General features: G+C 72.7%; 14 protein-coding genes. All 14 read left to right on the top strand.

The window, feature by feature from the left end:
* The first annotated feature begins 17 nt into the window (after positions 1–17).
* A complete protein-coding gene (locus ACPPVO_RS48745; protein ID WP_380139083.1) occupies positions 18–281 on the top strand; it encodes a phosphoribosyl-ATP diphosphatase in 264 nt (87 codons plus the stop codon).
* Positions 282–336: 55 nt separating this feature from the next.
* The gene (gene hisG, locus ACPPVO_RS48740; protein WP_360375586.1) at positions 337–1,191 is read left to right on the top strand and encodes an ATP phosphoribosyltransferase; all 855 of its coding nucleotides are present in this window, start codon (positions 337–339) and stop codon (positions 1,189–1,191) included.
* A 68-nt stretch (positions 1,192–1,259) separates the two neighbouring features.
* Positions 1,260–1,751 (top strand): PH domain-containing protein, encoded by a 492-nt coding sequence (locus tag ACPPVO_RS48735; protein ID WP_426505864.1) that lies wholly within the window; start codon positions 1,260–1,262, stop codon positions 1,749–1,751.
* 261 nt (positions 1,752–2,012) lie between these two features.
* Positions 2,013–2,639: a translation initiation factor IF-3 gene (infC, locus tag ACPPVO_RS48730; protein ID WP_426514827.1), complete on the top strand. Its 627-nt coding sequence runs from the start codon at positions 2,013–2,015 to the stop codon at positions 2,637–2,639.
* 188 nt (positions 2,640–2,827) lie between these two features.
* The gene (gene rpmI, locus ACPPVO_RS48725) at positions 2,828–3,022 is read left to right on the top strand and encodes a 50S ribosomal protein L35 (RefSeq protein WP_426514826.1); all 195 of its coding nucleotides are present in this window, start codon (positions 2,828–2,830) and stop codon (positions 3,020–3,022) included.
* A 92-nt stretch (positions 3,023–3,114) separates the two neighbouring features.
* On the top strand, positions 3,115–3,477 hold the full coding sequence (gene rplT / locus ACPPVO_RS48720) for a 50S ribosomal protein L20 (RefSeq protein WP_360375582.1): 363 nt from the start codon (positions 3,115–3,117) through the stop codon (positions 3,475–3,477).
* Positions 3,478–3,499: 22 nt separating this feature from the next.
* Positions 3,500–4,258: a TrmH family RNA methyltransferase gene (locus ACPPVO_RS48715; RefSeq protein WP_426505862.1), complete on the top strand. Its 759-nt coding sequence runs from the start codon at positions 3,500–3,502 to the stop codon at positions 4,256–4,258.
* Between the two features lie 134 nt (positions 4,259–4,392).
* The gene (gene pheS / locus ACPPVO_RS48710; protein WP_426505861.1) at positions 4,393–5,478 is read left to right on the top strand and encodes a phenylalanine--tRNA ligase subunit alpha; all 1,086 of its coding nucleotides are present in this window, start codon (positions 4,393–4,395) and stop codon (positions 5,476–5,478) included.
* A gap of 1 nt (position 5,479) precedes the next feature.
* Positions 5,480–7,954, top strand: coding sequence for a phenylalanine--tRNA ligase subunit beta (gene pheT / locus ACPPVO_RS48705; protein WP_426505859.1), 2,475 nt, complete (start codon positions 5,480–5,482; stop codon positions 7,952–7,954).
* 83 nt (positions 7,955–8,037) lie between these two features.
* Positions 8,038–9,249 (top strand): nucleotide sugar dehydrogenase, encoded by a 1,212-nt coding sequence (locus tag ACPPVO_RS48700; RefSeq protein WP_360375574.1) that lies wholly within the window; start codon positions 8,038–8,040, stop codon positions 9,247–9,249.
* On the top strand, positions 9,246–10,043 hold the full coding sequence (locus ACPPVO_RS48695; RefSeq protein ID WP_426505858.1) for a glycosyltransferase family 2 protein: 798 nt from the start codon (positions 9,246–9,248) through the stop codon (positions 10,041–10,043). Before ACPPVO_RS48700 ends, ACPPVO_RS48695 begins: the two co-directional genes overlap by 4 nt.
* Positions 10,044–10,054: 11 nt before the next feature.
* On the top strand, positions 10,055–11,080 hold the full coding sequence (locus tag ACPPVO_RS48690; protein WP_360375570.1) for an NAD-dependent epimerase/dehydratase family protein: 1,026 nt from the start codon (positions 10,055–10,057) through the stop codon (positions 11,078–11,080).
* Positions 11,081–11,202: 122 nt separating this feature from the next.
* Positions 11,203–12,426 (top strand): hypothetical protein, encoded by a 1,224-nt coding sequence (locus tag ACPPVO_RS48685; protein WP_426505856.1) that lies wholly within the window; start codon positions 11,203–11,205, stop codon positions 12,424–12,426.
* Positions 12,427–12,512: 86 nt separating this feature from the next.
* Complete coding sequence (locus ACPPVO_RS48680) at positions 12,513–15,230, top strand: AAA family ATPase (RefSeq protein WP_426505854.1); 2,718 nt, start codon at positions 12,513–12,515, stop codon at positions 15,228–15,230.
* Positions 15,231–15,259: the final 29 nt, after the last annotated feature.

The raw sequence follows: 15,259 nt of genomic DNA, 5'->3' as shown, positions 1-15,259 counted from the left end.
TGCGAGAATCCCTGCCCGTGAAGACCTTCGACGAGCTGTTCGCCGAGCTGAGCGCCAAGGCGGCGGCCGGCACCCCGGGATCCGGCACCGTGGCGGCGCTGGAGAAGGGCGTGCATTTCATCGGCAAGAAGGTCGTCGAGGAGGCCGCCGAGAGCTGGATGGCGGCCGAGCACGAGGGCCGGGAGCGCACCGCGGAGGAGCTTTCGCAGCTGCTGTACCAGGTGCAGTGCCTGATGCTGGCGACCGGGCTGTCGCTGGAAGACGTCTACCGACATCTGTAGTTCGGTCCCGTCCTTCCCGTACCCGCCGACAACCCACCCGTCTGGAGACCAGCAAATGCTCCTCCGCATCGCCGTGCCCAACAAGGGCACGCTCGCCGCCCCCGCCACCCAGATGCTCCAGGAGGCCGGCTACCGCCAGCGCTCCGACCCCAAGGACCTGCTCTGCCGCGACGAGGCCAACGGCGTCGAGTTCTTCTACCTGCGCCCGCGCGACATCGCCACCTACGTCGGCTCCGGCGACCTCGACCTCGGCATCACCGGCCGTGACCTGCTCATCGACGCGGGCAGCCCGGCGGTGGAGGTGCTCGACCTCAACTTCGGCCGCGCCACGTTCCGCTTCGCCGCCGTCCCCGGCTCGGTGAAGGGCTCCGCCCCGTCCGACCTGGAGGGCCTGCGGGTCGCCACCGCCTACCCCGGCGTGATGGAGCGCTACTTCGCCGAGCACGGCGTGCGGGCCGAGGTCATCCGGCTCGACGGCGCCGTGGAGAACGCCATCCGCCTCGGCGTCGCCGACGTCATCGCCGACGTGGTCGAGACGGGCAAGACGCTGCGCCAGGCCGGCCTCGACACGCTCGGGGAGCCGATCCTGAAATCCTCGGCGCTGCTCATCCGGCGTGCGGGGGAGGAGCTTCCGGCGGGTGTACCGCAGCTGCTGCGCCGCCTCCAGGGCGTCCTCGTCGCCCGCGAGTACGTGATGCTCGCCTACGACGTGCGGGCCGACTCCCTGGACGCGGCCGTCGCGCTCACCCCGGGCATCGAGTCGCCCACCATCTCCCCGCTGCACCGCGAGGGCTGGGTCGCCGTGCAGGCCATGGTGCCCCAGGCCGAGGTGCACCGGATCATGGACGAGCTGTACGAGGTCGGCGCCCGGGCCATCCTGGTGACCGGAATCCACGCCTGCCGGTTGTAAGGGTCGGCTTCACACCTGCCGCAGCCCCACCCCAGGTGTGAAGCGGACCCTAGTGGCAGACTGGGGCCGTGAGCAGCGAGCAGAGCCCGGTCACGGCCCCCGTCGTCGCCCGTCCGCAGCGGGCGCGGATCATCGCCTACGTCCTGGCGCTGGTCGTCGTCATCGTCTTCACGCTCATCGCCTTCGGCCTGCACGGCAAGACCGGCGACGGGCCCGGCTACTTCCAGCGCGGCGACCAGGCGGCCATGATCGGCCTGGGCCTGTGCGCGGCCGCCGGCATCCTGCTCATGACCCGTCCCCGGGTCCGGGCCGACGAGCACGGGGTCCGGGTGCGCAACATCATCGGCTCCTACGACCTGCCGTGGGAGGTCGTCCGCGGGGTGACCTTCGGCCGCGGTGCGCCCTGGCTCACCCTCGACCTGCACGACGACGAGCGGGTGGCCGTCATGGCGGTGCAGATGGCCGACAAGGACTACGCCGTCAAGGCCGCCCGGCGCCTCCGCGCCCTCCACACCGCCTCCTTGACTCATACGTCACAGGCCTCGTCGGTCGAGACCTGATCGGCCGGGCGCCGGCGGATCCATTCGTGGTAGAGTAGATTTCGTCGACCGCATCCCGTCCCAACCGGGATGTTCGAAGCGGGGCCTCGAGCCCCCACCCGCGCAGCTGACACACGGCAGCCGGGTCCGGTCCGACCGCAGCGGCCTGCACTGGCTGTAGCGGTCGAACGGCCCTCGCCTGCGCATGCGCGGCGGGGGTTTTTGGCGTTGCTTTGCAGGATGCGTCGGCCGCATGAGTGAAGTACCTATCGAGGAGGCCACATCAGCGTCGAGCCACGCGTCAACGAGCAGATCCGGGCACGTGAGGTCCGGCTGGTCGGCCCGGAGGGTGAGCAGGTGGGCATCGTCCCGCTCGAGCGCGCACTCCAGCTGGCCGCCGACGTGGACCTGGACCTGGTCGAAGTTGCGCCCATGGCACGCCCGCCCGTCTGCAAGCTCATGGACTTCGGCAAGTTCAAGTACGAGAGCGCGCTCAAGGCCCGGGAAGCCCGGCGTAACCAGCAGCAGACCGTCATCAAGGAGATGAAGCTCCGCCCGAAGATCGATCCGCACGACTACGAGACCAAAAAGGGTCACGTGGTGCGGTTCCTCAAGGCGGGCGACAAGGTCAAGGTAACGATCATGTTCCGTGGCCGCGAGCAGAGCCGCCCGGAGCTTGGTTTCCGGCTGCTGCGCAAGCTCTCGGAGGAGATCTCGGAGCTGGGCTTCGTCGAGGCCGCGCCGAAGCAGGACGGCCGCAACATGATCATGGTCTTGGCGCCGCACCGCAATGTGAAGGCCGCCGCGACCGAGCGTCGCGAGGGCAGGGCGGACGGCGGCACGGGCGCGGAGGGCGAACCAGACCTGGTCGCCGAGCTGCCCGAGCCGGTCACCGCCGACCAGGCTTGATCCGAACGGCCTGGCACCAGGCCGCACCGGCGCCCCGATCGTCACCATGACCGGGGCGGCCATAACGCCCGGGCCGCGACCAGCGGCCCAGGGCGGAGCACCACCATGTCCACCACCGCGTCGTGCGGGCGGTTCCGCACTGCGCGGAGCCCGGCTGCGCGCCGGAGCTACTGAAGGGCAACATCAGCATGCCGAAGTTCAAACCGCACTCCGGGATGAAGAAGCGCGTGAAGATCACCGGTCGCGGCAAGTTCCTCAGCGAGCCGGCCGGTAAGCGCCACCTCCTCGAGGTCAAGCCGAGCAAGCGGACCCGTCGCCTGAGCGGCAACGTCGAGCTCGCTCCGTCGGAGACCCGCCGCGTCAAAAAGCTCCTCGGCCGATAACCCAGCGGCGTTCTCCCCCGACCTTTCTTGACTTTCGACCGGCCCGCGCCGGGTACGCCCCCGCGGCCGGTCTCGCATGAGGAGTTAGAACCGTGGCACGCGTAAAGCGGGCAGTGAACGCCCAGAAGAAGCGCCGCACCGTCCTGGAGACCGCCAGCGGCTACCGCGGGCAGCGCTCGCGGCTGTACCGCAAGGCCAAGGAGCAGGTGCTGCACTCGATGCAGTACGCCTACCGCGACCGTCGCGACCGCAAGGGTGACTTCCGCCAGCTGTGGATCACCCGGATCAACGCCGCGGCCCGCGCGAACGGCCTGACGTACAACCGCCTGATCCAGGGCCTGCGCCTGGCCGGCGTCGAGGTGGACCGCAAGATCCTCGCTGAGCTCGCCGTCAGCGACGAGAAGGCCTTCAGCGGCCTGGTCCAGGTGGCGAAGACGGCCGTTGCCGCCGCCTGAGCACGATCGACCGCGACCCGGGGTGTTCACCGTTCGAACGCCCCGGGTCGTTGCCGCCCGGCGCCTGCACCGCCGCCGGGACCGCGACGAGTCCGGCCGTTTCCTGGCCGAGGGCCCGCAGGCGGTCCGCGAGGCGCTCAAGGCCGGTGTCGTGACGGAGCTCTTCGCCACCGCCGAGGCCGCCGCCCGCTACCCGGAGTGGGCCGCCTCTCTGGTCGATGAAGCCGCGATGCAGGCGCTCGCGGACACGGTGCAGCCGCAGGGCCTGGTGGCCGTCTGCCGGCAGCGTGACATCCCGCTGGAGACCGCCCTCGCCGCGAAGCCCCGGCTCGTGGCCGTGTGCGTCGACATCCGCGACCCCGGCAACGCCGGCACCGTCCTGCGCACCGCCGACGCGGCCGGCGCCGCCGCCGTGGTCTTCGCCGGCGACTCCGTCGACCCGTACAACGGCAAGGCCGTGCGCTCCTCGGCCGGCAGCCTGTTCCACGTCGACGTCGTCCGGGCCCGCGACACCGCCGCCACCGTGGATGCATTGCGAAATGCCGGTATCCAGGTGCTCGCCGCCGACGGCTACGGCGAGACCGACCTGTTCGATCTCGACACGCTCGGGAAGCCGACCGCCTGGCTGTTCGGCTCCGAGGCGCACGGCCTGCCCCGCGAGCTGGCGGCCGACCGGCGGGTCCGGGTACCCCTCTACGGCGGCGCCGAGAGCCTGAATCTGGCTGCGGCCGCGGCGGTATGCTTGTACAGTTCCGCGAAAGCGATGCGAGGAGCGCAGTGATGTCCCTGTTTATGCGGCCCGCCGGTAATGGTGGGCGAACGGGGCGCTGCACTTCCTAGGAGCGGCACCTTCCCACGACCGGCGGGCGGACCTCACTACACTGTCCGAGGCCAATCTCCCGTGGGAAGAGTCCGATGACGTACCGCAATGATCCGTACGATCCGAAACAGGCCGCTCTGCTCGACCAGGGCGCGCTCGACGACGCGGTCGCCGCGGCCGACAAGGCGTTCGCCGGAGCGGGCGACCTCGATGCGCTCGCCGCGCTGAAGCACCAGCACCTCGGCGACCGCGCCCCGATCTCCCTGGCCCGCCGCGAGATCGGCTCGCTGCCCCCGGCCGCCAAGGCCGACGCCGGCAAGCGCGTCAACCTCGCCCGCGTCGCCATCCAGGGCGCGTTCGACGCCCGGCTCGCGGCGCTCACCGCCGAGCGCGAGGACCGGGTGCTCGTCGAGGAGGCCGTGGACGTCACGCTGCCGACCGCCCGCCGGCCGACCGGCGCGCAGCACCCGCTGACCAAGATCATGGAGCGGGTCGGGGACCTGTTCGTGAGCATGGGCTACGAGGTCGCCGAGGGGCCCGAGGTCGAGTGGGAGTGGTACAACTTCGACGCCCTCAACATGCACCCGGACCACCCGGCGCGCTCGATGATGGACACCTTCTTCGTGCAGGCCGGCCCGCCCCACCAGGGTGACGACTCACGGGTGGTGCTGCGCACGCACACCTCGCCGGTGCAGGCGCGGACGATGACCAGCCGCAAGCCGCCGATCTACATCGTCTGCCCGGGCCGCACCTACCGCACGGACGAGCTCGACGCGACCCATACTCCGGTCTTCCACCAGGTCGAGGGCCTGGTCGTGGACAAGGGCATCACGATGGGCCACCTCAAGGGGACCTTGGACAACTTCGTCAAGGGCCTCTTCGGCGACCAGGCCCGCACGCGGCTGCGCCCGTCCTACTTCCCGTTCGTGGAGCCGGGCGCCGAGATCGACCTGTGGTTCCCGCAGCACCGCGACGGCCCGCGCTGGGTCGAGTGGGGCGGCTGCGGCATGGTGAACCCGCGGGTGCTGCGCGCCTGCGGTATCGACCCGGAGGAGTACTCCGGCTTCGCGTTCGGCATGGGCATCGAGCGGGCGCTGATGTTCCGCAACGGGGCCGCCGACATGCGCGACATGGTGGAGGGCGACGTGCGGTACGCGCGGGCGTTCGGATGGGAGGCCTGAGGTGCGCGTTTCGCTTTCCTGGCTGCGCGAGCACGTCGACCTGCCGGCCGGCCTCGACGGCGACGGGCTGGAGAAGGCCCTGGTCAAGGTCGGCCTGGAGGTCGAGGAGCTGACCGACGCCGGCGCCAGTGTCACCGGGCCGCTGGTGGTCGGGCGGGTCGAGTCGATCGAGGAGCTCACGGGGCTGAAGAAGCCCATCCGGTACTGCCTGGTCGACGTCGGCAACGAGCAGCCCCAGGGGATCATCTGCGGCGCCCGCAACTTCGCCGAGGGCGACCTCGTCGTCGTGGCGCTGCCCGGCGCCGTGCTCCCCGGCGGCTTCACCATCTCCGCGCGCAAGACCTACGGGCACGTCTCCAACGGCATGATCTGCTCCGGCCAGGAGCTCGGGGTCAGCGACGACCACGACGGGATCATCGTGCTGGCGCCCGACTCGGCGAAGCCGGGCGACGAGGCCCGCCCGCTCGTCGGGCTCGACGACGTCGTGGTCGAGATCAACATCACCCCCGACCGCGGGTACTGCTTCTCCGTGCGCGGCATCGCCCGCGAGCTGTCGCACTCCCTCGGCGGCGCCTACCGCGACCCGGTCGCGGCGGTCGTCCCGCTGGAGGGCGACGGCGGCGAGGCGTACCCGATCGAGGTCCTCGACAGCGTGGCCTGCGACCGGTTCACCGCCGTCGCCGTCCGCGGCGTCGACCCGGCCGCGGCCACCCCGCAGTGGATCAGGACGCGCCTGGCCACGGCCGGCATCCGGTCCATCTCGCTGCCGGTCGACATCGCCAACTACGTGATGATCGAGATGGGCCAGCCGATGCACTCCTGGGACCTCGGGCAGCTGACCGGCCCGCTGGTCGTGCGGCGCGCGCAGCCGGGGGAGAAGCTGACCACGCTCGACGGCGTCAGCCGCGTGCTCGACCCCGAGGACATCGTCATCGCCGACGGCACGGGCGTCGTCTCGCTCGCGGCCGTCATGGGCGGCAGCACCACCGAGGTCTCGCCCACGACCGTCGACGTGCTGCTCGAGGCCGCGCACTGGGACCCGCGCTCGGTCGCGCGCACCATCCGCCGGCACAAGCTGCCCAGCGAGGCCGGCAAGCGCTACGAGCGCGGCGTCGACCCGCAGATCACCGCAGCGGCCTGCGCCCGGGCGGCGGAGCTGCTGGCCGAGCACGGCGGCGGCACCGTCTCCACCAGCGTCACCGACGTCTACGCGGTCGTGCCGCCCGCGCCGGTCACGATGACCGTCCAGCGCCCCTCGCAGCTGGCCGGCGTCGACTACACGCCGGAGCGGGTGCTGGAGATCCTCGCGATGATCGGCACCCAGGTGGTCGTGGACGGCGACGTGCTCGCCGTCACCCCGCCGAGCTGGCGGCACGACCTCAACGACCCGGCCGACCTCGCCGAGGAGGTGCTGCGCCTCGACGGGTACGACCGGATCCCGAGCGTCCTGCCGATCGCGCCGCCCGGGCGCGGGCTCACCGCGACCCAGCGGCGCCGGCGCACGGTCGGGCGGGCCCTGGCCGATGCCGGCTACGTGGAGACGCTGTGCTGGCCGTTCGTCGGCGAGGCGGCCCTCGACGCGATGCGCATCCCGGCCGGCGACGAGCGCCGCAACGCCCTGCTGCTGCGCAACCCCATCTCCGACGAGGAGCCGGGGCTGCGCACCACGCTGCTCCCGCCGCTGCTGGCCGCGCTGCGCCGCAACCTCGGGCGCGGCCTGCGCGACACCGCGCTGTTCGAGATCGGGCCGGTCTTCCTGCCCGACGGGCCGCTCGCCGTCGCGCCCGCGCACGGCGTCGACGGGCCGCCCAGCGCGGACGAGTTCGCGGCGGTCGAGGCGCTCCTGCCGCGCCAGCCGTGGCACGTGGCGACCGTCATCGCCGGCGAGGCCGACCCGGCCGGCTGGTGGGGCGGCGGCCGCCCGGCCGACTGGGCCGACGCGGTCGAGTCCGCGAAGGTCGCGGCGGCCGCGGCCGGCGTCGAGCTGACCGTGCGGGCCGCGGCCGAGGCGCCGTGGCACCCGGGCCGCTGCGCGGCGCTGCTCGTCGGCGACACCGTCGTCGGGCACGCGGGTGAGCTGCACCCGGCCGTCTGCGCGGACCTGGACCTGCCCCGTCGTACCGTCGCCATGGAGATCGACCTCGACGCGCTGCCGATCCCGGGCGTGTGGATCGCCCCCCGGCTGTCGACCTTCCCCACGGCGCTGATCGACGTGGCGGTCGTGGTCGACGCGGCCACCCCGGCCGGCGCGGTCGGGGCGGCGCTGGCCGAGGGCGCGGGGCCGCTGCTGGAGTCGGTGCGGCTCTTCGACGTGTACGCCGGGGCGCAGCTGGGTGAGGGCCGCAAGTCCCTGGCCTACAAGCTGACCTTCCGCGCGCCGGACCGCACGCTCACCGGCGAGGAGGCCCTGGCCGCCCGCGACGCCGCGGTCGCCGTGGCCGCCGACCGGTTCGGGGCCGTCCTGCGCGGAGCGTGACGGAACGCATCGACGGTTCGGAGCCGTGACCGGCAGGATGGTACGGTCACGGCGCCGAGCCGACAATCCTGAAGGGGCAGCGCGTGTCAGACGTCAGTGCATCGGGGGGTTTCACCACCGACGTCGTGGTGATCGGCGGTTGCGGCCGGGTCGGTCTCCCGCTCGGCATCGCGCTCGCGTCCCGCGGTCTGCAGGTCACCCTGTACGACATCAACGAGGCCGCGGTCGCCGTGGTCAACACGGGCACGCTCCCCTTCGACGAGGAGGGCGCCGCCGAGCCGCTGGCCAAGGCGGTCGCCGAGGGCCGGCTCACGGCATCGACCGACCCGAGCACCGTGGCCACGGCCGAGCACCTCGTCGTGATCGTGGGCACGCCGGTCGACGAGCACCTCAACCCCAACATCGCGGCGGTGCCGAAGGCGATCGAGCGCTGCGCGGAGTACCTGCGCGACGGCCAGCTCATCGTGCTGCGCAGCACCGTGCACCCCGGGGTCACCGCGCTCACCGAGAAGCTGATCAAGAAGCTCGGGGTCAACGCCGACGTCGCGTTCTGCCCCGAGCGCATCGCCGAGGGCAAGGCGATGACCGAGCTGTTCGAGCTGCCGCAGATCGTCGCCGCGCGCACCCCCGAGGCGACCCAGCGCGCCGAGAAGCTGTTCCGCAACCTGGCCGGCCAGATCGTGGTCCTGGAGCCGGAGGAGGCGGAGCTCGCCAAGCTCTTCACGAACACGTGGCGGTACATCAAGTTCGCCGCCGCGAACCAGTTCTGGATGATGTCCAACGACTTCGGCCTGGACTTCGAGCGCATCCGGCACGCGATCCGCTTCCAGTACCCGCGCGCCGCCGACATGCCCGGCGCCGGCTTCGCGGCCGGGCCGTGCCTGCTCAAGGACACCATGCAGCTCGCGGCGTTCAACAACAACAACTTCGTGCTCGGCCACAGCGCGATGCTCATCAACGAGGGCCTGCCGCTGTACGTCGTGTCCAAGCTCCAGGAGCGCTTCGACCTGTCGGAGATGACGGTTGGCATCCTCGGCATGGCCTTCAAGGGCGGCAGCGACGACATCCGCGAGTCGCTCGCCTACAAGCTGCGCAAGGTCGTCATGCTGCGCGCCAAGGAGACGCTCTGCAGCGACCCGTACGTCAAGGACGACCGGTTCGTCCCGCTCGACGAGGTCCTCGGCCGCGCCGACCTGCTCATCATCGCCGCTCCTCACCCGGAGTACCGTGACCTGCAGACCGATGTCCCGGTTGCGGACATGTGGGGCGTGACGAACAAGGGCGTGCGTATATGAGCTTGCCGCCACAGATTTCTGTGGTCATTCCGGTCTACAACGAGGGCGAGGCCATCGTCCGCTGCCTGGACCGGATCCTTCGCGAGGTGATGATGCCCGCGGAGGTCCTCGTCGTGCACGACATGCCCGAGGACACCACCGTGCCGTTCGCGCTGCAGGTGCAGGAGCGCGACCCGCGGGTCCGGCCGGTGCTCAACACCTACGGCCGCGGCCCGGCCAACGCGATCCGCTTCGGCATCGACGTCGCCCGCGCCCCTGTGGCCGTGGTCACCATGGCCGACGGCTCCGACGACCCGCGCCAGATCGAGGACCTCGCGCGGCTCGTGGACCGCGGGGTCGTGGTCGCGGCCGCGTCGCGCTACATGCCGGGCGGGCAGCAGGTCGGCGGGCCGCGGTTCAAGCGGTTCCTGTCCCGCAACGCCGGGCGCAGCCTGCACTGGTTCGCGCGCGTCGGCACCCGGGACGCCACCAACAGCTTCAAGGCATACTCGACCCAGTTCGTCCGCCAGGTCGGCATCGAGTCCAAGACCGGCTTCGAGATCGGCATCGAGCTGACCGCGAAGGCGACCCGGCTGGGCCTGCCCGTCGCGGAGATCCCGACGATCTGGCTCGACCGGCAGCTCGGCGAGTCCCGCTTCGACGTGGGGCGTTTCATGCCGAGCTACCTCAAGTGGTACTGGTTCGCCTTCGGCCCCAGACTGACCGTCGAGAAGCTGGCCAAGCGCCCGGCTTCCACGGCCGCGCGCGACGACGCGCAGGCCGCCCGCGAGAGCTCGTCCGCAACCCAGAGCTAGAAGGAGTATTTGTGGCAAAGGTCCTGGTCACCGGCTCGGCCGGCTTCATCGGTGGATATGTCGTCGAGGAGCTGCTCGCCCGCGGCTACCAGGTCGTCGGCCTCGACAACTACTCGAAGTACGGTCCGGTCACCCGCAGCTACGACTCGCACCCGGACTACCGCTTCGTCGAGGGCGACGCGCGCGACGTCGACCTGGTCACGGACCTGCTCGACGGCTGCGATCACTTCATCGCCGGCGCGGCGCTCATCGGTGGCATCTCGTACTTCCACGCCTACGCCTACGACCTGCTCGCGGCCAACGAGCGGATCATGGCCTCGTCCTGCGACGCGGCGATCAAGGCGCACCAGAGCGGCACGCTGAAGAAGATGACGTACCTGTCGTCGTCGATGGTCTTCGAGTCCACGACGCACTGGCCGTCGAAGGAGGGCGACGAGCGCAAGATCCCGCCGCCGCTCTCGTCGTACGGGTTCCAGAAGCTCGCCGTGGAGTACTACGCGAAGGCGGCCTGGGACCAGTACAAGCTGCCCTACACGATCGTGCGGCCGTTCAACTGCGTCGGCGTCGGCGAGGGCCGCGCGCTGGGCGAGGTCGAGGTGCTGTCCGGCAACGTGAAGCTGGCCATGTCGCACGTCGTGCCCGACCTGGTGCAGAAGATCGTCAAGGGCCAGAACCCGCTGCACATCCTCGGCACCGGCGAGCAGGTGCGCCACTACACCTACGGCGGCGACCTGGCCAAGGGCATCATCACCGCGATGGAGTCCGACAACGCGCTGAACGAGGACTTCAACATCTCCACCGCCGAGTCGACAACGGTCCTGCAGCTGGCCGACGTGATCTGGCGCAAGATCAAGGGCACGGACGAGCCGCTGAGCGTGGTCTCCGACGACCCGTACGAGTACGACGTGCAGAAGCGCGTGCCGGACTGCACCAAGGCGCGCGAGGTGCTCGGCTTCGAGGCGACGACCTCCCTCGACGAGATGCTCGACGAGGTCATCCCGTGGGTGACCGAGGCCGTCAAGGAAGGCCGCCTGTAAAGCTTCCCGGAGAGGGCCCCGCCGCTCGGCGGGGCCTTTTTCGTTGGTGTGGGTGTGACGCTCGTCGAGGAACGCGAGACCGCCGCGGAGGTCGTGCGGGAAGGGTCCCGGCGGCGGTGGGCGTGGCCCGCCGTCGCGGTGGTCGCCGGAGCGCTGGTCGGGCTCGCCCGCACCCGGGAGCCGGGGCGCTGGACTCGATCTGGGCCGAGGACGGGCAGAACTTCCTCACCGACGCGCTGAACCGGCCCTGGTACGAGGCGATCCTGACCCCGTTCAACGGCTACTTCCACGTCGTCGCCCGGATCTGCTGGGCCGGCATCGCGCTGTTCCCCGTCGAGTGGGCGGCCGCCCTGAACGCGGTGCTCGACGCCGCGATCAGCAGCCTGCTCGGGCTCGCCGTCCACGGCGCGGCCCGGTCGAGGCTCGACCGCCTCCCGGCCGCCGTGATCGGGGTCGCCGCGGCGCTGCCGATGGGGTTCGTGCCCAACGCGCTCGCCCAGCTGCAGTTCCCGCTCGTGTACGCGGGCCTCTGGATGCTGCTGTGGCGGCGGGCGAACCTGCTGACCGCCGGGCTGCCCGCGCTCGCCGCGCTCAACTCGATGCTCGGTGTCCTGCTGGTGCCGGTGGCCTTGGGCGGGCTCCTGCGGTACCGCTGCCGGGAATGGCTCTTGAAGCTTCTCGCCCTGGTGCCGGGCGCCCTGCTGCAGCTCGTGCCGCTGCTCACCGGGGCCACCCGCCGGGGGCTGGGGGAGCGGCCCGAGCACGACCCCGTCGCCGTCGCGGCCATGTACCTACGCTGGGGCGTCCCGCGCGCCTTCCTCGGCCCGGCCTGGCTGGCGCCGCCCGACGACGACGTTTGGGGGCACCGGGCGCTCGTCGCCGCCGGGCTGCTCGTTCCGGCCGTCCTGCTCGGCGTGGCGCTGTGGGCGCGGGCGTACCGGGAGCTGCGCCTGGCCGCGGTCCTCGCCGGGTTCGCGGCGCTCGCCGGGGCCGTGCAGCTGGCCGCGCACGGGTTCGGCGAGGACCGCTACCTGGTGCTGATCGGCCTGCCCAACGTCGCCGCCGGGGTCTGCCTCGCGGCCGGCGCCCAACGATCGGTACGGGCTCTGGGTTGCGTACATAGGTCAACGCCACTTGTCGTGTTCGCGACACTTGTCGCCATGGTGCTGGCCGCGAACCTGCGCCCGGCGAGCCCGCGCGACGGCGGCCCGCGCTGGGGGGCCGCCGTGCGGTCCGCGCGCGCGGAATGCCTTGTCCGGCCGGGTCTCGCGCGGACCGGCGTGCACATCGCCCAGTGGCCCGTGCTCGGCTGGGAGGCGGTGCTGCCCTGCGCCCGGCTGCGGTGATCACCGGTCGATCGGGCGTCACCCCGGCGTCTCGCCTTGTTCCCCGGCCGTTGCGACGAACGGGCGTTCGTTAGAGACTCGGCGTCGTGGTGAGCACCTCGTCGGCGCCCATCGGCCGGGCCGATCTCCTGAGCCATGCCCGGGAGCGGCTGGTGGCGGGGGGCAGCGTCGTGCTCTGCGGGCCGGCCGGCATCGGCAAGTCCACCATCCTGGACGCGCTGGCCGCGGCCGAGCTCGAGGCGCTGGTGCTGCGCGCGGCCGCCGCCGAGGCCGAGGCCGACCTGCCCTACCTCGCCCTGGTCGACCTCTTCGACGGCGCCCCGGACGCCTCGGAGCTGCTCCCGGCCCATCTGCGCGCGGCGCTGGACGGCGCCCTGCTGCGCAGCGCCCTGCCCGCGACCCCGCACGACCAGCTGGCCGTGCGCCTGGCGGTGCTCGAGCTCTTCCGCGCCCTGGCGGCCGACCGGCCGGTGCTGCTCATCCTCGACGACGTGCAGTGGATCGACGAGCCCAGCGCCGGGGTGCTGCGGTTCGTCTCCCGCCGACTGGGTGAGGTGCCGGTGAAGGTGCTCGCGGCCGAGCGGGTGCCCGACGGCGGCGCGCCGACCCGGCTCGACCTGTGCCCGCCGCCGAGCGTCACCCTGCCCGTCCCGCCGCTGCCCCAGAGCGACGTCGCCGATCTGCTGCGGGCCCGCTTCGGCGCCGAGGCCGGGCGCGCGCACGTCCAGCGCATCTACGAGGCCAGCGCCGGCAACCCGCTCTACGCGGTCGAGCTCGGCCGGGCCATCGGCAGCAGCTCGTTCCCGGTCACCGACCCGCTGCCGGTGCCCGACCGGCTCCGGGAGCTGCTGGCCGCCCGGCTGGCCTCGCTGCCCGCCGAGGACTGGCCCGCGCTGCTGGTCATCGCGGCCGCGGCCCGCCCGAGCCTGGCCCTGCTCGGCGCCTGCGGGCTCAGCGAGGCGCACGTCGAGGCCGGGATCGCTTCGGGTGTACTGCACGTAGAGCCCGACGGCGCCATCCGGTTCTCGCACCCGCTGCTGCGGGAGATGGTCTACGCCGACGCGACGGCCGCCGCCCGCCGGGAGACCCACGAGCGGCTCGCCGACACCGTCACGGACCCGGTCGACCGGGCCCGGCACCTGGCCGCCGCCCGCCCGGAGCCGGACGAGGGCCTGGCCGAGTGCCTGGCCGACGCCGCCTCGGCGGCCCGGCTGCGGGGCGCGCCCGCGATGGCCGCGGACCTGGCCGCCCTGGCCGCCGACCGCACGCCCCGGGACACGCCGGGCGTGGCCGCGGTGCGCCGGTTGAGCGCGGCCCAGTACGCGTACTCGGCCGGCTCGCCGGTCGACGCCCGCCGCCACGCCGCGGCCGCGCTGCGCGACGCGGCCGACCGCCGGACCCGGGTCGGGGCGCGGCTGCTGCTGGTCGAGATGTCGGGGGAGGACCACTCCAACTCCGGCCCGCTGCTCGACGCGGCGTTCGTCGAGGCGGTCGACACCCCGGACCTGCTCGCCCACGTGCGGCTGTACAAGGGGATCAAGGCCTACTGGGACGGCGACGGCGAGGCCGCGCTGGCCGAGCTCAAGCGGGCCGAGGAGGCCGCCGAGCTGTGCGGCGACATGGAGCGGCTGGTCGAGGTGCTCAGCTGGCGGGGCAACATCCTGCTCGGCACCGAGGGCGACGAGTACCTGGAGCGGGCCGGCAAGCTCGCCCGGGGCCTGTCGCTGACCCCGGCGACGGTCGCGGCCCGGCAGGTGGCCGCGATGAGCCGGCTGTTCAAGGGCGAGACGGCCGAGGCCGTGCGGCGGATCGAGGCGCTGCGGATCGCGGTGGAGCGGGCCGGCACCGTGCGTGACCTCGCGGCGGTGCTCGTGTCGGTGGCCGGCATCTACTGGCGGGCCGGCCGCTGCGCCGACGCGCTGACCGCCGGGCGGGACTGCGTGCGGCTCTACGTCGACGTCGAGGCCACGCCCGGGCCCGGGTACCTGGTCGCGGCGCTGGTGGAGTACGCGGGCGGGACCGCCACGGCGGCCGCGAGCCACGCCGAGCGGGGTCTGGCCGCGTGCCTGGCCGCCGGCGACGAGGACTGGATCAAGCTCGCGTACGCGACCGGCGGTCTCGTGCACCTGCTGCGCGGCGACCCGGTGGCCGCGGCCGAGATGATGCGCGAGGCGTACGCCCTCGACCAGCGCCTCGGCCGGCTCGACCCGGGCGTCCTGCCCTGGCACGCCGACTTCGTCGAGGCGCTCGTCGGCGCCGGGGCGCGCAACGAGGCGGCCGAGGTGCTCGCCGAGGTCGAGCAGCGCGCCCGGCACCTGGACCGCCAGGTGGTCTTCCTGGGCCTGGCCCGGGCCCGCGCCGTGCTCACCGCCGCGACGGGGGAGGCCCGCGAGGGCGCCGAGGCCCTGCACCGGGCGATCGAGGAGTGGCCCGACCACCCGTACCCGCTGGAGACGGCCCGCGCCTACTACACCCTCGGCGGGCTCGAGCGGCGCGCCCACCGCCGCGGGGCCGCCCGGGCCGCGCTGTCCGAGGCCGTCCGCCGCTACGGCGCGGCCGACGCCCACCCGTGGCGCGAGGTCGCCGCGGCCGACCTGGCCCGCCTCGACGGCGGCCGCGGCGCCGGGCTGTCCGAGACCGAGCGGCGCATCGTCGAGCTGGTCCGGGCCGGCGCCACCAACCGGGAGATCGCCCGCGCGCTCTTCCTGTCGATCAAGGCGGTCGAGGCGAACCTGACGCGGCTGTACCGCCGGCTCAACGTGCGCAACCGCTCCCAGCTGGCGCGGTTCCTCGACCCGGAGTAGCCGACCCTATCCTTACCCGCGCGTTCATC

This window comes from Dactylosporangium sp. McL0621 (assembly GCF_049995355.1).
GTDB lineage: Bacteria > Actinomycetota > Actinomycetes > Mycobacteriales > Micromonosporaceae > Dactylosporangium.
The sequence above is the reverse complement of the archived record's forward strand: the minus strand, read 5'-3'. Positions and strand labels throughout refer to the sequence as shown.